Annotated in this window: 20 protein-coding genes; 13 read left to right on the top strand and 7 right to left on the bottom strand. The window is 36.8% G+C overall.

Annotated features, from left to right (window positions below):
- Window positions 1-100 precede the first annotated feature (100 nt).
- The gene (locus PT285_RS09355) at window positions 101-1369 is read left to right on the top strand and encodes an SLAP domain-containing protein (RefSeq protein WP_277149961.1); all 1269 of its coding nucleotides are present in this window, start codon (window positions 101-103) and stop codon (window positions 1367-1369) included.
- Window positions 1370-1608: 239 nt separating this feature from the next.
- On the top strand, window positions 1609-2754 hold the full coding sequence (locus PT285_RS09350; protein WP_277149959.1) for an SLAP domain-containing protein: 1146 nt from the start codon (window positions 1609-1611) through the stop codon (window positions 2752-2754).
- Window positions 2755-2786: 32 nt separating this feature from the next.
- Here PT285_RS09350 and PT285_RS09345 read toward each other — a convergent pair whose 3' ends face one another.
- Window positions 2787-4127, bottom strand: coding sequence for a transposase (locus PT285_RS09345; protein ID WP_277149928.1), 1341 nt, complete (start codon window positions 4125-4127; stop codon window positions 2787-2789).
- A 432-nt stretch (window positions 4128-4559) separates the two neighbouring features.
- Between PT285_RS09345 and PT285_RS09340 the strand changes: the two genes are divergently transcribed.
- The 3 genes from PT285_RS09340 (at window position 4560) to PT285_RS09330 (ending at window position 6968) form a co-directional block, all read left to right on the top strand.
- Entirely contained in the window at window positions 4560-5870 is a 1311-nt protein-coding gene (locus tag PT285_RS09340) for a Y-family DNA polymerase (RefSeq protein WP_277149958.1), read from the top strand.
- Window positions 5863-6225 (top strand): hypothetical protein, encoded by a 363-nt coding sequence (locus PT285_RS09335; protein ID WP_277149956.1) that lies wholly within the window; start codon window positions 5863-5865, stop codon window positions 6223-6225. The genes PT285_RS09340 and PT285_RS09335 overlap by 8 nt, the downstream gene beginning before the upstream one ends.
- 80 nt (window positions 6226-6305) lie before the next feature.
- Window positions 6306-6968, top strand: a complete 663-nt coding sequence (locus PT285_RS09330; protein ID WP_277149954.1) for a CPBP family intramembrane glutamic endopeptidase — start codon at window positions 6306-6308, stop codon at window positions 6966-6968.
- A 62-nt stretch (window positions 6969-7030) separates the two neighbouring features.
- Here PT285_RS09330 and PT285_RS09325 read toward each other — a convergent pair whose 3' ends face one another.
- Both PT285_RS09325 and PT285_RS09320 read right to left on the bottom strand, forming a co-directional pair.
- A complete protein-coding gene (locus PT285_RS09325) occupies window positions 7031-7750 on the bottom strand; it encodes a C39 family peptidase (RefSeq protein ID WP_277150680.1) in 720 nt (239 codons plus the stop codon).
- Window positions 7751-7846: 96 nt separating this feature from the next.
- Window positions 7847-9424, bottom strand: a complete 1578-nt coding sequence (locus tag PT285_RS09320) for a multicopper oxidase family protein (protein WP_277149952.1) — start codon at window positions 9422-9424, stop codon at window positions 7847-7849.
- A 331-nt stretch (window positions 9425-9755) separates the two neighbouring features.
- On the opposite strand from PT285_RS09320, the gene PT285_RS09315 reads away from it, so the two are divergent.
- The 3 genes from PT285_RS09315 (at window position 9756) to PT285_RS09305 (ending at window position 11333) form a co-directional block, all read left to right on the top strand.
- Window positions 9756-10304, top strand: coding sequence for a hypothetical protein (locus PT285_RS09315; RefSeq protein WP_277149950.1), 549 nt, complete (start codon window positions 9756-9758; stop codon window positions 10302-10304).
- 2 nt (window positions 10305-10306) lie between these two features.
- Window positions 10307-10627: a hypothetical protein gene (locus PT285_RS09310; protein WP_277149948.1), complete on the top strand. Its 321-nt coding sequence runs from the start codon at window positions 10307-10309 to the stop codon at window positions 10625-10627.
- A gap of 85 nt (window positions 10628-10712) precedes the next feature.
- Window positions 10713-11333, top strand: a complete 621-nt coding sequence (locus tag PT285_RS09305; protein ID WP_277149946.1) for an LVIS_2131 family protein — start codon at window positions 10713-10715, stop codon at window positions 11331-11333.
- Between the two features lie 101 nt (window positions 11334-11434).
- Here the strand turns inward: PT285_RS09305 and PT285_RS09300 are convergent, their stop codons facing one another.
- From PT285_RS09300 to PT285_RS09290, 3 genes are read right to left on the bottom strand one after another with little or no spacing between them, the layout of a single operon-like run.
- On the bottom strand, window positions 11435-11740 hold the full coding sequence (locus PT285_RS09300) for a PTS sugar transporter subunit IIB (protein ID WP_277149944.1): 306 nt from the start codon (window positions 11738-11740) through the stop codon (window positions 11435-11437).
- Between the two features lie 5 nt (window positions 11741-11745).
- Complete coding sequence (locus tag PT285_RS09295) at window positions 11746-12213, bottom strand: PTS sugar transporter subunit IIA (protein ID WP_277149943.1); 468 nt, start codon at window positions 12211-12213, stop codon at window positions 11746-11748.
- Window positions 12210-14267, bottom strand: coding sequence for a transcription antiterminator (locus tag PT285_RS09290; RefSeq protein ID WP_277149941.1), 2058 nt, complete (start codon window positions 14265-14267; stop codon window positions 12210-12212). The genes PT285_RS09295 and PT285_RS09290 overlap by 4 nt, the downstream gene beginning before the upstream one ends.
- Window positions 14268-14649: 382 nt before the next feature.
- Here PT285_RS09290 and PT285_RS09285 point away from each other — a divergent pair, with 382 nt between their 5' ends.
- The 5 genes from PT285_RS09285 to PT285_RS09265 all read left to right on the top strand — a co-directional run bounded on the left by PT285_RS09285 (window position 14650) and on the right by PT285_RS09265 (window position 18785).
- Window positions 14650-15477: a class II fructose-bisphosphate aldolase gene (locus PT285_RS09285; protein WP_277149939.1), complete on the top strand. Its 828-nt coding sequence runs from the start codon at window positions 14650-14652 to the stop codon at window positions 15475-15477.
- Between the two features lie 14 nt (window positions 15478-15491).
- Complete coding sequence (locus PT285_RS09280) at window positions 15492-16178, top strand: triose-phosphate isomerase (RefSeq protein ID WP_277149937.1); 687 nt, start codon at window positions 15492-15494, stop codon at window positions 16176-16178.
- 1 nt (window position 16179) lies between these two features.
- The gene (locus PT285_RS09275; RefSeq protein ID WP_277149935.1) at window positions 16180-16698 is read left to right on the top strand and encodes a YjbQ family protein; all 519 of its coding nucleotides are present in this window, start codon (window positions 16180-16182) and stop codon (window positions 16696-16698) included.
- Window positions 16699-16770: 72 nt separating this feature from the next.
- Complete coding sequence (locus PT285_RS09270) at window positions 16771-18021, top strand: PTS transporter subunit IIC (RefSeq protein ID WP_277149933.1); 1251 nt, start codon at window positions 16771-16773, stop codon at window positions 18019-18021.
- Window positions 18022-18035: 14 nt separating this feature from the next.
- Complete coding sequence (locus PT285_RS09265; protein WP_277149931.1) at window positions 18036-18785, top strand: SDR family NAD(P)-dependent oxidoreductase; 750 nt, start codon at window positions 18036-18038, stop codon at window positions 18783-18785.
- 168 nt (window positions 18786-18953) lie between these two features.
- On the opposite strand, the gene PT285_RS09260 is transcribed toward PT285_RS09265, so the two are convergent.
- Window positions 18954-20462 (bottom strand): O-antigen ligase family protein, encoded by a 1509-nt coding sequence (locus PT285_RS09260; protein WP_277149930.1) that lies wholly within the window; start codon window positions 20460-20462, stop codon window positions 18954-18956.
- Window positions 20463-20692: the final 230 nt, after the last annotated feature.

Here is a 20692-nt window from a genome sequence, read left to right as displayed (position 1 = left end):
TAATTATATTGGATATGTTAAAAAGTAAAATGTTATTAACTAATTAAGCGCTCTCTATGCAGGTGTATTATAATGATATTATAACTTTGAGGTGAACTTTATGAAATTAAACAAAAAACTAATAATTACTACAACTGCTGCTATATTAGCTTTAGGTGTTAGTGTACCAACAATTGAACATTCTACAACTTCTGCATTAGCTGCTACTTCAAGCACTAATACGATGCAGTTAGCTCATGGTGCTTATGTTTACAATAAAAATGGAAAAAGGCTTAAAAAATATCGTGGCAGCCGATACAAAACCCATTTGTGTAAAGGTGCTAATGTGCAATATGCAGGTGCAGTTGAATCAATTAAGCGTGATAGTAAGCAATACTATCTTTTGAATGACGATAATTATAATCAGTCATGGCTGCCTTATAGAAAAGTCAAGGGTAAATATTATTACAGCATTGGTCATGGCGGCTACATTAACGCTGCTAATGTCAGTAAAATTAATGGTCAGCCGCTCTACGTGGCAACTGCTACCGTTACAATTCACGACAAAAATAAATACGATGACTTCCCTAAAAAAGGACTATACGTTGGCTCAGGCTCTGATCGTACTCTCATTAAAACGGGTCAAAAAATCACAGTTGATTGTATTAGTACAATTCCTACCGGAAATTCAAGGTCAACAGCTTATCGAATAACTGGTACAATTGATGCCTTTGTTATTACTAAATTTGTTAAAACTCAACCTCGTCAAAAATTAGCTACTTACACTATGTATACTTATGTCGGCTTAAAGCAAAATAGTAATGCTTACAAAATTTCATCAATTATTAATCCTGAAATTACTAATAAAAACGTTATGCTTACAAAAAATGAAGCTCTTCCAATAATTAGAGAAATTTATGTTTGGGTACCTAAAGACAATAAAGCCGAATTATTTTATCGCTTAAATTATTACTCTCCTGAAGAATCCATTAATTACGACAATGCAATCCAAAATCAACTGTTTTATATTAAAGCAGCTGATGCCGTATACTTATCAGGTCCGCAATTGACACCAGCTAATACTCCTGAAGAAGCTAAAATAGACGCTAAAATTGCTACATTAACTGACAAGCAAGATTTGCAAAAGTTAATTGATCAAGAAAAAACAATTACAGCTAATGCTAACTATAAAAATGAACTTTACGTAAATACTTATAAAGCTTGTTATGATGAAGCTTTAAAACAGGCTAAAACCGTCAATTCTTCAACTTCAGCAAGCATTACTGAGGTTAAAGAAGCTGCTTGGTATTTAACTACACAACAGCAAGCATTATTAAACATTACAAAATCTGGTAATGAAGGCGTTGACGATACCATGCCTGTCAGCTAAAGTTTAATCAAAATTAGGTCAGTTGCCCCATTTTTAGGTAAATATAGTTTTAGGATAGAATAATAAAGAGAAACAGTTGCAGCAGATTTCCAAATAAGAGATAATCTGCTGCACTTTTTTACTTTCCGCTTTTAATTATTAATTATATTGGATATGTTAAAAAGTAAAATATTATTAACTGATTAAGCGCTCTCTATGCAGGTGTATTATAATGATGTTATAACTTTGAGGTGAACTTTATGAAACTAAACAAGAAACTAATAATTACTACAATTGCTGCTGTATTAGCCTTAGGTGTTAGTGTACCAGCAATTGAACATTCTGCTACTTCTGCATTGGCTGCTACTTCAAGTACTAATACGATGCAGTTAGCTCATGGTGCTTATGTTTACAATAAAAATGGAAAAAGGCTTAAAAAATATCGTGGCAGCCGATATAAAACACATTTACGTAAAGGTACTAATGTGCAGTATGCAGGTACAGTTGAATCAATTGATCATGATAGTAAGCAATACTATCTTTTGAATGACGACAATTACAATCAATCATGGTTGCCTTATATAAAAGTCAAAGGTAAATATTATTACAGCATTGGTCATGGCGGCTACATTAACGCTGCTAATGTCAGTGAAATTAATGGTCAGCCGCTCTATGTAGCAACTGCTACCGTTACAGTTTACGATAAGGATTATTCAAAACCATATACTACCGGAACCGGATCTAGTAAAGTTACCATCCAAAATGGTAAAAAAGTAAAGATCGATTATGTTTTTTCAGATATAGATGGTAATAGTAGAGAAAATTATTATCATATAGCCAATACTAACGATGCCTATATTGGCGCTTTTTCAGTTAAAACCCGGCTACGACAAAGATTGGCAACCCAAACAAAGGATACTTATATCGAATTTATTAAGCCAACTGTTGCTTATAATCTCCAAAGTATTCTTAACCCAAGTAGTAATAGTGAAGTTGTTACAATCGGTAAAGATTTAGTTAATGCCAAACAAGCAATAGAATTGCTTTATATTTGGGTACGACAGAATAATAAAGCTGAATTATTTTATCGTTTAGGAGATACTACAAACTATGACACAATAAATGTGGGTAATGCTACTGACAATAATCTTTTCTATGTCAAGGCTGAGGATACTAGATATGTTTCAGGCCCACGGCTTACTCCAATTAATACAGCTGAAGAGGCAAGAGAAGACGCAAAAGTAGCCACTGAACCTGATAAACAGGACTTACAAAAATCAATTATTCAAGAAGCCACTGTTAAATCATCTGACAATTATAATAACTATGAATTCTTCAGCGAATTATATGATCAATATCTGAAACTTGAAAGCAATAAAACTAGTCAGATTCCTTGTGGGCTCTGACTTTTTTAATGCCCACTTGTGTTTTATTTGGTTCACGCCAAATATTTTTGAATGAAGCTAGGTAATAGCTTAATAAATTTGCTTATTATTTGGTCTACCTCTTCTGTAATTTGCTCCTTGACTTCTTTCAATGCCGATAACAGGTAGACCAATGCTTTTTCGAAAGCTAAATCTGGCAACGCGTCATTCATTAAGTAAAACAAATCTCCAATTGTTCGCTCATCAACTGCTTGTCTTTCCTGCCAAGCTAGCAGCTCATAAGTTAAGGCAGTGATGGCAAAATAGCCACTTTGTCCGTCATAGTTTTGGATCTGTGATTTATCTAAAGCCAGATACTGCTTGGTTGCTTTAAAGAAAGTCTCTATCTGCCATCTACGGCCATAAAGCTGAATAATCTCTTTTGGCTGCAACTGGTATCTTGTAGTAGCCAAAACCAAGTATTTTCTCTTGTTACCGCGCTTAGTAACGTATACTAATCTGAGCGGAAAGCTATGTCCTTGATATTCAGCTTCTACCACGCAGCTATAAAGGTAATCGTCTTTCAACTTTATCTTTGATGCCGTCAATCTTTCGTACAGACTTTTTACATCATAGAGCCGGCCACGATATCGATAGTATACTTTTTTGCTTAATTTAAGCATAGATACGCTGTTTAATCCTAGTTGTTTTAACCGCCAGAACATTTTGGGTGATGCAAACCAACTGTCAAACAGCACATAGTCCGCTGGAATGCCTTCGTTTAAAGCTTGTTTGATTAATTCAACTGTAACATCATTCATCTGTCTTTGAGCTTGATTTCTTCTTCTGCCTGCAATGGAACGTTTATCAGTAGTAATGGCTTTACTGCCAATCATGTTTTGTTTGTTCTTAGTTGACATTAAAGCAAAATTTACTGGCAAAAAAGTATTGCCATCACTCCAGCCAACAGTTAGGCCACGGTAACCATTAACATATTCATGCTCATTATGATCATAAACTCTAGCAAGCAATTCCGTTTTCTTAGAATAGGAACGTGACATCAAAGTATCATCAACGATCAAGGCTAATCTTCTACGCTTATCAATTGCGGGTTTGAGCGCAGTAATCAAATTGACAGCAGCTAAGCAAAGCAGTTTTTGCCAGTTGATGCGACCATCATTGAGAACATTTCTGCCAGTTTTAGAAGTAAATTCTGCAGGTTGATCGAAACGATACAGAGACTTTCTGGCAAAGCGTGATTGGATCATCCAATTAATCACCATGAGCAGGCTAACTAAGGAATGACGTTTAAAGTTAACTTTCTTGCTCAGATCAGCTAGACCAATTAGTTTAGCAAAAGCAGAAATTAAAGAACAAGTATCCTTTTCTTGATTGATTTGCGATATACTTTTCATAGCGTGAGATCTCCTTTAACTTTGATTTTGACACTTAAAGTATAACGCAGGGAGGTCTTGCGTTTTTATTTTTGTACTAAAAAAGCTAGAAATCACGCTCTTTTTGCGTAATTTCTAGCTTTCAAGTTTCAGATCAATATCTAAATTATGCTAAAGTAATTAACAGTTCTCAAACTGCAAGTATTGTTGAAGTTAAGCAAGCAACTTGGTTGTTAAACAGGGCACAACAAGATCTCGCAAACGCGAAATTAATAGTTAATTCAAGTATTGGCTCAATGCCAGCTGTATACTGAATATAATATTTGTGGCAATAGCAATCTTTTTAGTCATGTGGACTGGAAAAGATTGCTTTTTTGTTCTTGCTTATTCGAACGAATGTTTGTATAATATCAATTAACGAACAAACGTTTGCAAAAAAGAGGAACAGGGATTATGTATGATTACCGCTATGAACCACATCGCTTGATTTTTATGATTGATAACAAGTCTTTTTTTGCTAGCTGTGAGGCAATCAGGTTGGGACTAAATCCGATGAAGGTAATTTTGGCAGTTGTCTCGCGGCAGCCGCACTCATCCTGGGGTTCGGGGCTGATTATGGCGGCTTCACCTTTGGCAAAGAAAAAATATGGCTTAACAAATGTGATGCGGGCACGTGATTTGCCGTCAAAAGAGAAGGCGCCGGATCTATTACTGGTTGAGCCGCATATGAATCTTTATATTAAGCGCAGCATGCAGGTCCTGCAGATCTTTCGTAAATATGCGGCAGATGAAGATATTCACGTCTATTCAATTGATGAGAGCATGATTGATATGACCAAGTCCTGGCATTTGTTTGGCGATGATCCGTACCTGGTTGCCCGCAAAATTCAGCAGGACATTCATGACACAATTGGTTTGTACACAACTTGCGGAATCGGCGAAAATCCGCTTTTAGCTAAACTAGCGATGGATTTGTCGGCTAAACATCGCAGGTCAATGATTGCCTATTGGCATTACATTGATGTTCCCGATACTCTTTGGCGGATTGAACAGCTTGACAGCGTTTGGAGCATCGGTAGGCGGACGGCAAAACATTTGCATAACCTAGGAATTAATAATATGTATCAACTGGCACATAGCGATCCTTCATTGCTAAAAAAAGAATTCGGCGTGATTGGCGAGCAGCTATTTGCCCTTAGCTGGGGAGTTGACCGCAGTATTATTAGTCAGAAATTTTTTCCCAAAATGAAAAGCTATGGCAACTCGCAGATCCTTACCAAGGATTATCTCAACCAGCGTGAGATTGAAATTGTTATTCGGGAAATTGGCGAACAAGTTGCGGCCAGAATTAGGGCACATCGCTTGCAGGCTGGCTGCGTCAACTTGTATGTCCGTTTTTCTGAATATCGCAGTTATCAGCGCCAAGGCTTTAGCGTTCACCGTAAAATCTGTCCGACCGCTGATAATGAGGAATTAGTTGCCGAATTATTGGCGCTTTTCCGCAAAAATTGGCATGGCGAAGCTGTGCGGGCGCTGGGTGTCGATTATAGCAGCCTGGTTTCGGCTAAGGAGCAGCAGCTGACGTTTTTTGCCGATCCGGAGCAGCAAATTAAACGTCAAAATCTGACGCTGACGATTGACCAGATTCGACAAAAATATGGCTTTACTCACTTGGTAAAGGCTTCAAGTCTGTTAAAAGGAGCAACGGCAATTAAGCGCAGTAATTTGGTTGGCGGGCATAGCGGTGGCAATGCCTATGAATGATTTTGACAAAGTAGTGCAAAATTTTTTTAAAAACTATCAAGATCGGGGCATGAAAAAATGGGCGGGTTTTTTTCTCAGCGATCACACGATGAGGATTAACAAGGATAAGGAGCAACGGGCAGTTGTACACACAGAAAAGCCAGCAATGTCTGAGGAGAAAATCAGCTCAATTTTAACTAGAGCCTTTGCCAGTCACCTGCTTGTTGCTGTTCAACTAAAAGAAGTTGATGCCAATGATCAACTGCAGTCTGATGTTGTCGGGTATGTTGAGGGCTGTCAAGACGGTCAGGTGTTTGTTTCTGGGCACATTTTTGCGTTAACTGATGTTAATAATGTTGAGATTAAAACGAAATAATACGATTGGTGTTTCATAAAAGCCGGCTTTTTTGCTATAATATAGGATTTGTAGGGTACATTATATGTAGGAGTGAAATTGTGAATACGCCAGAATCAAGAGAAGGCAACTTGATTCGCTACGCTGCATACGTCATCGGTTATTTGATGGCTGCCGGTGTAGTGAAATTAGTTACCATGAAATCACCAGTGCGAATATGGGATTTAATTTTATTTACATTAATTTCGGTAATGGTGTTGCTGTTCTATATTTACCGTTTTAACCGAGAGCAGCGGTTTTTTGAAACAAATCCTAATATAAGTTGGCTGAAAAATTTTGGCTTGATTATTGGCTTAACTCTTGTGGTGACGGTACTAAGAATTAGTGTTTCTTTTATGCAGTCCTGCGGCAAACTCGGTTTTTATGACTTTCAGATTGGATATTTGCAGCACGAATCAAGATCCCTGTACTGGTTTTTGTTTGTTGCCTTGGGAGTTGTTCTGCCTGTGTTACAGATCTTTTTGTCAACCGGCTTTCTTTTTAACTACGCGTTTAGAAAAAACACGGCTTTTGTTGCTCTACTGGGAATTATCACGTCGGGAATTCTGTTCAGCGTCCTTAACTGGCAGTCCTCAATTCCTTTGCTACTGATTAATGCAGTCTTTGGTGCCTTGTTTGCGTGGTCTTATTTGTACACGCAGACCCTGTGGATGCCGCTGTATTTAGCCGTGGTTAACGGGATTGTTCTGATAATTATGATGTGAAAAGGACAGTTTAAATTTATAAAAATTAATAATCAGCAGTTACAAAAATTGTAAACTGCTGATTATTTAATATACAGTGCTTGTTTGCCGCGCTGATTGTAGCTAGCTTCCAGCTTTTGCCACGATAGTGGCTTATTTTTCTTACCAAAGGGGTCGTTAACATAGACCGTACCGGTTTGATGGTTATAGCCGGTGAGCACACAGGCGTGCGAGGAGGGTGTGACTTTAACGGGACCTTGAGCTGTGTTCCAGGTCTGCAGGTTGTTCACGGGTGCAAAAGTCGTGTTGGTGATGATCATGACCGGATGTCCCTTGGAAACCAGGTACAGCAGCCGGATGAAGTCAGTCCCACTGGCATCTTGAATTCGGTTCGTGTAATTTCGTGCGACGGCAAAAAGCGGTTCGTGGTAGACACACCAGCCAGCATTTGCCTGGCTCATATAACCGACAAATCCTTGATGAGGATTGCCGCGATATTGCCCATTGTCAGTAAAAGAAGAGACATGGGCAATTTTTTGTGCCAATGTCATTTTTCCGGGTGACATCCGGTAGTAATCAAGCAGCATTGACAGGGAAGTCACCTCGCAGCCATTAGGCAATTCTGGATATTGCTTTTCTAAGGGAACATTTAATTTCATTTTTGGCTGCGTGACAGTCACCCGAAATTCGGCGTGCCAATCTTTTACTTGCCGTGAATTTAAACCAATGAATATTAGGCTCAAAAAGATTACTCCACCAATAAGATAAATTATTTTTTTATTTGTGTCTTTTTTCTTGTTCATATGCTTATTTAAACATATAAGAACAGTTATTGGCAATAGAAAAATCACCCAAACTAAGTTGAGTGATTTTAGAGAAATGTTAGTGGCTTTTAAAAATTAGTGATGACTTGCGCCTGAAAAAGCATCCATCGTGTGGTCTTCACCTTTAACGTCCATGCCTTCAACATCCATGCCTGGGCAATAAACCTCATCCATCGGGATGCCTTTTTCTTCAGCAAAGGCCTTAGTCAAGGTTTCCATGTCCATCAAATGGTATTTCTTGTTTGGTTCAGCAGGATCAACGATTTGAATTTGGGCCATCATGCCGGCATCTTCATGTTCGATAATGTGGCAATGGTACATGAAGACACCCGTGTTTTGGAAGTAAACCTTCACACGAACAGTTTCTTGTGGGGCAACTTCAACAGTGTCTTTGTAGACATTTCTTTCATTTGGATATGGTTCTTTGCCGTCACGTGATACAACTAAGAAGTGGGCACCATGGACGTGGAATGGATGGAGCATACCGTTTTTCTTATCGTTGGTGTTGGTTACATCCCAGTATTCAGCACTCATCAGTGTCTGCTTCATGTCAATTCTCTGCATTGAGAATTGTCTGCCGTTGATTTCATTGTGGTTATCCATCGTGACTTTGCGAATTTCCTTGTTCGGATTTACAACTGGGTCATACGGGGTAAACAGAGTGTCTGGAATGACACTATCGTCTTTTTCATAAGCATGAATTCTGAATTCAATCAGCTTAAAGTCATCGGTGTAGAGGTTAACCACGTCGCCCTCTTTGTAGTTGCCAAAGTCAACGACAACTTGTTGCCGCTCACCTGGTCCGATTAAAATCTTGGTTAACTTGACTGGGTGTTCCAAGAATGAATCGTCGCCGGCGATTTGGGTCATTACCAAGTCATCGCTGAAGTGCAATCTCCATTCACGCCGGTTGGAACCGCCTAAGAAGATTAACCGAACTTTTTGCGTGGTAACATCAACATAAGGCTTAACCGTAGCATTGATTACTGGGGTGTCACCATAAACGCCCATTGCGTTGTAGTCTGCCTTGTAATCAAACTGGTTGTCTTCGTGGAAGTTCCGGTCTTGCAAAATAACTGGAAATTCGTCCTTGCCGTATGTCTTTGGAATTGGAAGTTCTGCTTCATTAGTATCGGTAACGACAACTCCCATGGCAAGTCCCATCCAGACTTGCGCAGCGGTTGATGGACATGGATGAGCGTGAAGCCATGTCAAAGCTGCAGGCTGCTTGACAACGAAGTCAATATGCTTTTCTTCACCAGGATAAACAGGTGAGTGACAAGCACCATCGTTGCCTGGTCCAGAAACTTCCAAGCCGTGCCAGTGATAGGTAGTCAATTCTGGTAAACTATTCTTTAGAGTTACGTGAACGTGCTGGCCTTTGGTTAAAACAATGGTTTTACCAAGAACTGGGAAGTTATAGCCCCAAGTGTGGGTTTTCTTGCCTGGTAAAAATTGGTAGTCGCCCTCTTGGGACTCGATTGTGTACCAAATATCGTTGCCGTCAACTTTGTCAGGCTCCAATACTGGTGGCACAACCATCGGTGAAGCTTCTACATTTTCTGGCATGTGGAGCTCTTTATAGCCCATGCCGTGATTTCTGTCGAAATCTTCTGAGTTATAAAAGTAATCTGTATAAACTTTATCTGACATATTTTTTTGCCTCTCAACTAAAAATCAAATAAATTTGTTATTTACATGTACTACTGTACAGTCTGTGAAAGCGTTTGTAAATAGAATATATAGTTAAAAATATTGAACTTGCAACGTATCCAATGAAAATACTACATTTGTTATTTAAATTTTGCAAATGAAACAGCAGAGTAAGTATAAAATTTAATTTTATAATATACGAAAATTGGAAAAACTAATAATTTTATTTTTCTTCGTTTTTTAAAAATTTGGTGAAAGAATTGTTTTTGACAGGAATTTTGGGTATTGTTGATAGTGAAATTAACGTTTAATCATAGAAGAGGAATTTAGATTGGAAATTAATTTAACCGACTTAACGAAAATAATTGAAGAACAAGACTATTTGCAGGATTTAGAAACTGCCAAGTATGCCGATCTTAGTAAGTCCAAGAGTAAAATTACCGAATACGCGGAAAAAATGCTGAAGGAGGTTGCTGCCGCAATTAAGCATAATTCGCTCATTCAAACAGAACTTGCGGTTACGGGGCAGCGGCCAGTTACTTTTGCCTTGGAAACTAACATTATCAATCTGCCGTACAGCAACTATAAGAAAATTGCTAATTTTTTTGATGAAGGCAAGAATTATCCTGTAAAGGTGTACTTTGAGACCCGGTCGGATTACGTTAATGTTTCCGGCTTTCGGATTGATGAGCTGTGTTCAAGTGCGGAATTGCTGGAAAACCAGGCTGAGATGATTGCCAAGCTGGCAGAGGCGATTGTTAATAAGCTGCAGGAAGTACGCACATTTGAAAAACCCGAAGCCAAAAAGCCAGCGGTCAAGAAAACTACTAAAAAAAGCAGCAAGAGTAGTAAAGCCAAGACCAAAAAGCAGGCAAAATAGCAGTGCAGGTTGAATATGAACGTTCTGGCTGCAAGCAGTTTTTTAAAAAGCACAGGAATGAAACTGTGGTGATCAAAAAATGCATTGCGGATGCACTTGCAGTTCAAGTGGCAACTGGTATGAGCAAGGTTAAGCGAGCCGCTAGCGAACGGGTAAACGGCTGCTGCGTTTATGAATGCCGAATTAACTTGAAAAAAACCGGTTCGGCACGGGTGGCGTTCATTGCTAAGGATGACAAGATTACAGTTCTGTTTATTTCAGCAACTCTGCAAAAGGATAGTTTTACCCACCTGCTTGAGCGTGAATTAAAGGAAGAATATTAAATTTACAACAATTTTTTGTTTTTCTTTACTACTCAAATTTACTTTCTTACCATATAATTAAGGATAGGCGCTAGGAGGTTTTCACATGATTAGTTGGAATATACTTGGTATTTTGCTGTGGGTAGCTGTCATCCTGTATCTGGTATTTGTGATTCAAAATATCAGAAAGCGGCGGATTGCTATGATTATTAAGCAGCATAAGCATTTTACTTGGGCAAATTTCATCATTGATCTTTTGGAAATTGTCGTTTTCCTGTTTGCTCTTATCTATATGTTTAATAGGACAATTCTTGATAATCCCGATCTCGAAGATGCAAGCAAAATCACAGCGACGGTCAAGTATCGGCCGCTGGTAATGTCTACCGGCACCGGCAATTCCAGCTATGTCACGCTGAATTCCAGCAAGAAAAAGATGGCAACGCAGACCTATACCTATTATCAGGCAGGCAGCAAAACCACGGTTTCGAGCAATGTGGCGACTGTCGCCGACGGCAAGAATCCTTTAGATATTAATGCAGAGAAAATTCCTTACAATGAACGGCAGCTGAAGCGAATGGACAAGAAATACCAACGTGCCTATGTTGCCATTTACACGGCGCAATACAAGAAAAATTGGCAAAATGGTCTAGGGATGCACGCCGGGCATATCGCCACGCGTTACTACCTGATCCGAATTCCAGATTCGTCGTTTATTAAGCAGAAATAATGTTGTGAATAGTTTAATCAAATAAAAGAGGCTGAGATCTTTAAAGAATGCAGCCTCTTTTATTTGATTAAGTTTTAAAGTAATACTAGTTTTTCGGATATTTATTTGCTTTGCGCTAGTGAGAGCAACTTTTCACCAACTTTTTTCTTTAATGTTTCTGTATTAATTCCCGTAATAAATCCCGTAACACTAATAAGTGGAACATCTATTTTTCCTCTGTAATTATTGGTGGTTAGGACAATATCTGCACTTTTACTCATGTCAGGCATCTCAGTCATGCTACATTTAGAAATTTGGTAATTTTTAATATCATATTCGTCACAAATACTTTTGACTTCATCTGCTGCAATTGTTGAAGTTGCAACACCACTACCACATGCAATTAAAATATTTACTTTTTTATTCATAATAATTATTCTTCTTTCGTATTTCTAATAATATTAAATATTTCATCAGCATTAGATGCTTTTCTAATGTTTTCTATAAAATCCTTTTTTTGAATCAATTTAATTATATTTTTCAATAAATTAAGGTGACCTTTATTGCTGTCAATTCCCAACATGAAAAAGATATCAACATCAAGCTGATTATCTGGGTCATCCATTTGACATATTTTTATTGGGTCTGCCAAAGTAATAACAGCAACAAAGGGAGTAATTATATTTTTGGGCGCACCGTGTGGAATTGCGACATTATAATGATCAAGTTTTAACCCGGTTGGATAATCTTTTTCACGAGTACTAATAAATGCCAAAAAATCATTATTTACATACTTTTTTTTCATTAAGTCGTTTGCAATTTTTTCAAATAGCTCAGTACGGTTATCAACACTGATTCTAGGATAAATTGTATTTAACTTCACGTAGTCTTTTAACTTCAATATAAATTGGCCTCCTTGTAGCCTGTAAATTTTTTTATTTGGTTCATGACCTCTTGTTTATTTTGTGCTGAAGACAAGTCTGAGAGAAAACTTTCATTTTCAGCCATTTGTTTAACTAAATAAAGAAGTTGCAATTGCTTAGTTTTGTCTGGCGTAGTCAATAAAGCTAGTACATGAATCTGCCGTTTATGATAGATAATGCCGGTCTTAGAAATAAGTAAATTCAAACTTAATTTTTGTTGAATTAAGTCTGGATCTAGGTGAAACAATACAATTCGATTCTTGAGAAGGATGTATTGTGGCTGATCTTTATATTCAGTTTTTAATTTGTCTAAAAAATTTTCGCTGACAATATTTTGTTTAATTAATGGTTGAACTAGCAAAGTTACTGCTTGGTCCAATGGAATATTATTAGTAACCAACGTAATATTTTTAATTTTATCTGTAACAGCATAGTTGGGTTCTTTTAATTGCGGCTCAAGTGTCGACTTTTTTGGCAAAAGCAGATTATCCAATTCTTTTTTAAGCATTTTTGAGTCATGTATATCAGCATATTTGTTGACAAGCTGGAGAATGCTGTCAGAATCAATACTTCCAAAACTTAAATTAAAGATCTTTTTAAAGACAGAGTTTCTCAAGTTAATAATGTTTTCCGTATTTAAAATATCATTAATTATGAACGTCGTTTTTTTCGATTTCAAAGGAACCGTTGAAAAAACTACATCATGTGGCAAAAGAAAATTATTGTATTCACGAACAGTACAAGAGGGATAAAAGAAAAATTCTGGAAACGCTTTTTTTAAACTACTTTCAAGTATTTTTGAAGCTGAAGTTCCGTTAGGACAAACTGTGATAGCATGAATAATTTTTTCTCCTGCATTCGAACTGTCGTTTTTAATGAGATGACTGCCAATAAAAATTGTTATATACGCAATTTCGTCTTCAGTAATCTTTGTTTGAAAGAAATCTTCTAATGGCTTAATTGATTTAGTTACCAGATCATTTAATTCTTTATACTTGTTTGATATTTCTTTATACAAAGGATTATGAGTCGGCAAGCCATACTTAATTCGATAATAAGCTGGCCGAAAATGGTCAATTAAATTTCTTAAGAGATCTTTTTTATCAGGAAGTACAATAAATGAATTTAACTCAAAATCATTTAAGAACTCCCATAAAGCATTAACGAGTCGTGATTGTACACTGTCTGAGACTTCTGCTTGTTCTTTAACATTTGCGCTCAAAATGTGTAATGCAATAAAACGCTTTTCGGGTACAGATAAGTTTCTAAAAATTGTGACAGTTTTATTAAGAACTTGATATTCATTTGTTTCTTCAATTTCTTTGTCTGATGCAATTTCTGCATTTGCATCATCAATTGTCTTGCCAGCAGAGATTCGATTTAAAACTAAAGTAAGAAATAAAATAAGCGGGAAATAATCATCATCAGCATATTTTTTTCCTAAAACATCCTCAATGGTCTTTATTCCTTGTCTTGTATTTGAAAGATTAGCCTGAATATTTGGTAAAATTTGGGTACATGTGTTGAATCCATATTTTTCATAAATATCCATTATACAATCTTCGAGTAATAGGCGTTTATCCCATTCTTTTCCTTTAATTATGTATCCTTTTTTTCGTGTAAAGTTAATTATTAATTCTTTGCTTCTCAAGATTGAATTTAATGATTTTAAGTCTGCTAATATAGTGTTTTTACTAACTTGTAAGTCAATAATAAAATCATTTAATGATATTGGCTTAGTTCGCTCTAAGATCATTATAAGCATCATTCGCTGTCTGACTTCAGGCGAAAAAATTATATTCTTATAATGATTTCTATCATTAAAAAAAGCGACGGCCTGTTTTCCGATAGCAAAATTATTATTTTTAAGAGTAACCGGAACAATGTTATTCTCTTCAAGTTCATCATTAATACTTGATATACTATATTCAATTTGTCTGTCTGTTAATCTAAATCTATTAGATAATTCTTTTTTCCCGATTGTTCCATCTTTGATAATTTTTAATAAAATTTCTTTATCGCGAGTTCTCATGTTTACACCTCCTTTTCAACTATTTATTATAAAGCGCTTCCACAAAAAATAAATAGCTTTACAGTGCAATTAATGTCTTGTGAAAAAAAGTAATTGTGCTATTCAAATTTCAAGTTTTTAGCACAAGTATGCTTGCTGTAATAACAATAATTGGGCTTAAAAACAAGTCACTTATTTGTGAAACCGCTTTATAATAAAAACTGAATGGAGATGAGCAGTGATGAAAGTAATCGGTAATAAGTTCAATCGAACTCAGCATAATAAACATGGGCCTAAATTTTTATTTTTCACAAAATGAATAGATTGATTCTTTGAGAACGATAAAATATAAATTTTATTTTCAGATTAAATTAACTACATTAAAAAAGATAGGGTGAGAAAAATGCTAATTTCTTCGGAAAAAATTTTACAAAGTGCGCGAGATAATGGCTATGCTTTTCCCCATTTTAATTATTGGGATAGTAATTCTATTAGGGCAGAATTAGCTGCTGCAGAGAACAGAGAACTGCCTGTGATCTTAGCTTGGGCACAGAAACACTCAGGTGAAATAGGTGTTGAAGATGCATTAAGCTTGGGCAAATATTATGGCAGTACTGCCAAAGTTCCAGTTGTATTGCATTTGGATCATGGAACAGATCCAGATTTTGTTAAATGGTGTGCTGCGCATGGATTTTCGTCAGTAATGATTGATGCCTCAGCTGAAAAATATGATGATAACGTCAAAATTACTAGAGATGTTGTTCATTATGCGCATCAATTAGGTGTTCCAGTTGAAGCAGAAATTGGTCATGTGGGTACAAATTCGTCAACAGATAACAGTACTTATACTGAGGTGGAAGCTGCAGTTCAATTTGTTAAGGAAACGAAAGTAGATTCATTGGCCGTTTCAATTGGGACTTCTCATGGTGTTTATCAACAAGGGACACCTAAACTTAACTTTAAACGAATTGCGGAATTAAAGGGGAGCTTAAACGTACCGTTAGTTTGTCATGGTGGATCTTCTTCTGGTGACGAAAACTTGCGTAAGGCTGTAGAAATGGGAATTTCCAAAGTAAATATTTTTACTGATTTAGCGAATGCAGCTCTAAAAGTTGCTCAAGAAAAGGAATATTCATCACAATTTGAATTTTCAGTTGCGCAAAGAGATGCAGTTCAATCAGTAGCTGAACATTACTATGATGTTTTTGCAACAGAAAAGTATTCGTATTAATTGGGATGAAAAAAATGAGTTTAGTAAAGAAGCCTTTTTTCTTGGTTAATCCCAAGTCTTATTTATATGGTGATAAAATTTTAAAATTAGCAAAAATTGCTGATAAAATTGCGCAAAAATATCAAATTGATGTACTTTTTTCGGGACAATTAGTTGACTTGCCAAGAATTAAGTCTGAAACACATAATTTGATTTTAACAGCGCAGCATATGGATTCTTTAGTGGCTGGAAGAGGCATGGGCCATGTGCTTCCTGAAGCAGTGAAAAATGTTGGAATTAAAGCCGTAGTTTTGAATCATGCAGAAAATCCTCTTACTTTAAGTGTATTAGATAAGACCATAAAGAGAGCTAAAGAAGTAGGACTGTTCACTATTGTCTGCAGTGATACGGTTGAGCAATGTCGGGCAGTTGCGGAATTAGGACCTAACATGATGATTTGCGAACCAACTAGTTTAATTGGGACAGGTAATACTAGTGATGATAAGTATATTGTTGATACTGTCAAAGCAGTTAAAGAAATTAACCCCCAAATTTTAGTGTTAGAAGCAGCTGGGGTAAGTACCGGCAAGGATGTTGAAAAAGTTTTACGTCTTGGCGCAGATGGTACTGGAGGCACTAGTGGCATTATTAATGCACCAAATTGGGAAGATAAATTGAATGAAATGATCTTGCCAATGAAAAAATATAAGGAGGAAAATTAAGATGAAAGTTTATCAAGATACGATTCAAGTTACTACGAAGGCACGAGTAACATATGTTGACATTACTTCTAAGGTTAGAGAATCTGTTAAAAAAAGTGATGTAGATAATGGGATATGTCTAGTTCAAACGCCGCATACAACCTGTTCTGTTATATTTGAAGAATACGTTCATGATCATGATTATAATGGCGATGAATATTTACAAGCGGATTTAAATAATATTTTAGATAAGTTAATTCCGCGAGAATATACTGAAAATCTTAATTATCGGTATCCAGGTCCAAAACATATTGAGTTTTTGGAGGAATTATCTAAAAAGGATCCTAATTATCCTAATGAAAAGAATACGATCTTAAACGGTGACGCACATATTAAAGGTTCACTATTTGGTGGTAATCAGACTTTTGCAATCAAGGACCAAATAATTTTAATTGGATCAGTTGGCTACGTTTACTTCGTTGATTGGGATCAAAACAGGGAACGTCAAAGAAAATGTAATATTGTTATTGTGGGTGAATAATATATTTTTATTTGATTTTTTAAAGCAAATTAGGACAAATATTGTTTCAAAATAAGAATAGGTGGTTAAAAAATGTCAATATTAGCTTCTGTTTTTAAAACAATTGTTAGTCTTGGGGCAACAGCATTGTTACCTGTAATCATTTTTATCTTAGGGTTGATTTTTAGGATGAAAATTGGGGCGGCAATTAAATCAGGTTTAACTGTTGGAATTGGATTTATGGGCTTAACGTTGGTGGTAAATTTGTTAACTGAGTCGTTAAAGCCAGCTGTTGATTACTATTCTAAGTTAGGTACTGGTTATACAATCACTGATATTGGTTGGCCTGCTGTTGGAGCAGCAGCCTGGGTAGCACCTTTTGCAGGCCTAGCAATTTTAATTGGGATCATTGTTAACATCATTGCTGTTCGTTTAGGCTGGACAAGAACAATGAATGTTGATATTTGGAACTACATTCATTTCATAATACCTGGCTCACTTGTATATGTATTATTTCACAGCTTTTGGATAGGCCTGCTGGTTTCTGTAGGGATGTCTGTAATAGCCCTTTTCTTGGGAGATATAGTTGCTGGTAAATGGCAAAGCTATTATGGATTAGATGGAACAACAACGACGACTATTCAGCAAACAGCTTGGGTAATGCCCTTTGCTTGGGTAATTAATAGAGTAATTGATGTGATCCCTGGTTTGAATAAGGTTGATTTCAGCTTAGAAACAGTTAATAAGAGGCTGGGGGTTTTTGGTGATTCTTCTGTAATTGGCACTGTCGTAGGTGTTCTTCTAGCAGTATTAACGCGTCAAGATTTGGCTCATGCAATTAGTATGGCGATTGGAATCGCCAGCGTTATGGTATTGATGCCCAAAATGGTCAGTGTCTTAATGGAAGGTATTTCTCCGGTTGGAAAAGCAGCTCGTAAGACAATGTCAAAGCAAATGGGAAAGGAAACTAATCTGAATATTGGTATGGATATTGCTCTTGGCTTAGGTGATCCTACTACAGAAACAGCTACTGTTGTAACGATTCCGATAGTCATCATTTGTGCTTTGTTTTTACCGGGTATTAAATTATTTCCAGTTGGTATCTTAATGTGCATTATTTATTTCTCTGTATCAGCAGCAATGGTTACTAATGGTAACTTGTTTAGAACCATTTTGATTTGTGTTCTGTTTTGTGTGCTATCACTGTATCTTGAAGGCTATGTTGCCCCAGGTGCAACACAAATGCTTAAGTCCGGTGGTGTTAAGGTGGCAGGTTTATCGACAGATGTAACTCTTGCTGAACCATGGAATGTTCTAATTTGTTGGATAAAAAGCATTTTATAAATGAGGTTTAAAAAATGAAAAAATTTGATGATAAAGTTGTTTTAGTAACTGGTGGTGCTAATGGAATTGGCAAAGCGATTGCAGAAAAGTTTGCTCAAAATGGTGCTAATGTTGTAATTGTTGATTTTAATGAACAAAATGGTCAAGAAGTAGCAGATCAATTAACAGACAAATATCAAAAGGCCCTTTTTGTTAAAACTGATGTTTCTAAATACGCTGATTTGGAGCATGTTCATGATGAAGTAATGAAAGAATTCGGCAAGATTGATTCGTTAATTATAGATGCAGGAATCGACTATTCAGATACAGTGGATGAAATATCTATTGAAGAATGGCAAAGAGTAATCAGTATTAACTTGAGTGGGGCATTTTATACAGTTAAAGCTTTTTATAATGAATTTTTAGAAAATGAAGGCAGTATGGTGTTTATTAGCTCGGGTTCCGCACAAAGTGGTACTGGCGGCGGAGTTGCTTACCCTGCATCTAAAGCTGGTGATGAAGGACTCATGCGTGGTCTTGCTAAAGAATTGGGCCCTAAAGGAGTAACTATTAATGCTGTTGCACCTAGGGTAATTAATACGGGAATGGTTAAAGTACACTATCCGACTAAAGAGAGCTTAGACGAATTAATAAAGCAAATTGCGGTTAGAAGACTTGGTACAGTTGACGATGTAGCAAATTTAACGTACTTTTTGGCTAGTCCAGAGAACTCGTATATTCAAGGACAAACTATTTTGCTTGATGGAAACAGAACAGTAAGATAGGGAAAAAGTTAAGTGATTAAGGATATAATAAAGACTTCTTTATGAAATGCAAAGAAGTTTTTATTTTGAGGCAAAAATGAATTAATTCTGATTTATTTGGTTCAAATGGTTTTTAACTAAGCAAAAGCACCTACTTCTAAGTAATTTTGGAAGCAGGTGCTTTTTTGTTTATTCTGTTTGTTTTTTAATTTGAACCAGCAGGTTTCCTTCCACGAAGGCAAGGATAAAGCTGGCGGTTAAGAAGTCAAGCACATTGCCGGAAGAAAAGGCGGCAAACAGCATACAAGCGGTTGCGGTAATCATTGAACTAATTAGATAAGTGCGTACCCGTTTTTTTCGCAGCCAGGCAGTGATCGCATAGAGCAAAATGCCGACATAAGGTCCCACAAAGAGCAGCATACCGCACCAGCCGAGGGAATATATTTGGGAAGAAAAATCACGCTCAAGGTTAAAAATATTGTTTTCACGGGTATAAGAAATGCCCAGAAACTTATCCAGCTTATTGTTATTGGTTTTGCGGACCTGATCAAGCATAGCCTTTTCAATGTTACGGTTTTTCATCCGCTCCTGGCCGGGTTCGTTCATAATCTTCAGCCAAAATTCCGGGTCATACTGGTAGGGATAGCTTTTAAGGATAAATTTGGGATTAATGGCATAGGCAGGATAATTTTCCTTGATAAAATCCCGTAAAAATTCTGTTCGTTGTTTGCCCTGCGGGTATTTTTTAAGTCCAACGGCCAGTTCCCGTTTTTCCTGGCTCAAGTCGTGATCGGATTCCTTGGCAAGATAGATTTCGTAATTATAGCGCTGAATTGCCGGACCAAAGGGCAGGATGGCACATGAGGCTAGTCCGATTAAAACGGCAGTTAAAAAGGCTCGGCCGCCTTTTGGGATATCCTTAATCAGGTAACGGTGAATTAGATATATTCCTAGGCCAATCACAATTCCGCCTAGCAGACCGATGGCGGCAACTTTTGTGCCTAATTCGATCATCGCCAGCGCCTGAACAACGTTTAGGACGATTGTTTTCCAGTTAAAAGAAGTAAAGAGGTAGTAAATCATCAAAGGCATCAGCATGAAGAGAACGGCAGAGGTCATGTTGGCAGAATTGAAGAAGCCCTTAGAGGCCATGTGGGAATAGCCGATATTCGGATTAAAAAACCAGGCAAAAATATTGGCATTAATGAAGCCCGTTTCGTATGATTTAAGTGAAATGACAAATAAATTTGCTAGAACAATTGTGCCGGAAAAGAGCGCAGAAATGCCCTCAATCACTTGGCGGAATTCTTTTTGGCTAAAAGTCAGTTCATTGGTGAGATAAATGATAATCAGGGGCAGGGCCATTCTAATTAGATAGAAGAGCTCGCTTACGGTTGAATAATTATAGTTACTTGGGTTAACACTGGTGAAATTGCGGGCGTAAAGAAGGTGCAGCGCCGAATAAATTATTAACAGTGCCAAGTAACCGAGCAGCCATTTTTCCTTGCTTAGCCTTTTCCAGGCTTTTTTTTGGCTGAAAAAGAGGCCAATTAAGACGGCAACTGCTAAAATACGAATGATGGTGGGCAAGGTGAAAGGAAAAATATTGGTTAAGTTGCCATTGTAGAACCAATATAAATCCAAGAAGGGCTGAAGCAGGATAAACCAGAATAAGATTGGTTTTGTTTTTTGTTTCACTTTGATATCTCCATAAATATTTCTTTGTTTCCCCTCATTCTAGGCAAAAAATGTGAAAAAAAAAAGAGCAGACAACTAATTTTCCGCTGCTTTAACAAATTATTAGTTATTTGTCTGAAACTTGAAAGCTAGAAATTACGCAAAAAGAGCGTGATTTCTAGCTTTTTTAGTACAAAAATAAAAACGCAAGACCTCCCTGCGTTATACTTTAAGTGTCAAAATCAAAGTTA

The organism is Lactobacillus sp. ESL0791 (assembly GCF_029433255.1).
GTDB lineage: Bacteria > Bacillota > Bacilli > Lactobacillales > Lactobacillaceae > Lactobacillus.
Note: the sequence above shows the minus strand (reverse complement) of the source record. Positions and strands in the feature narration are given on the sequence as shown.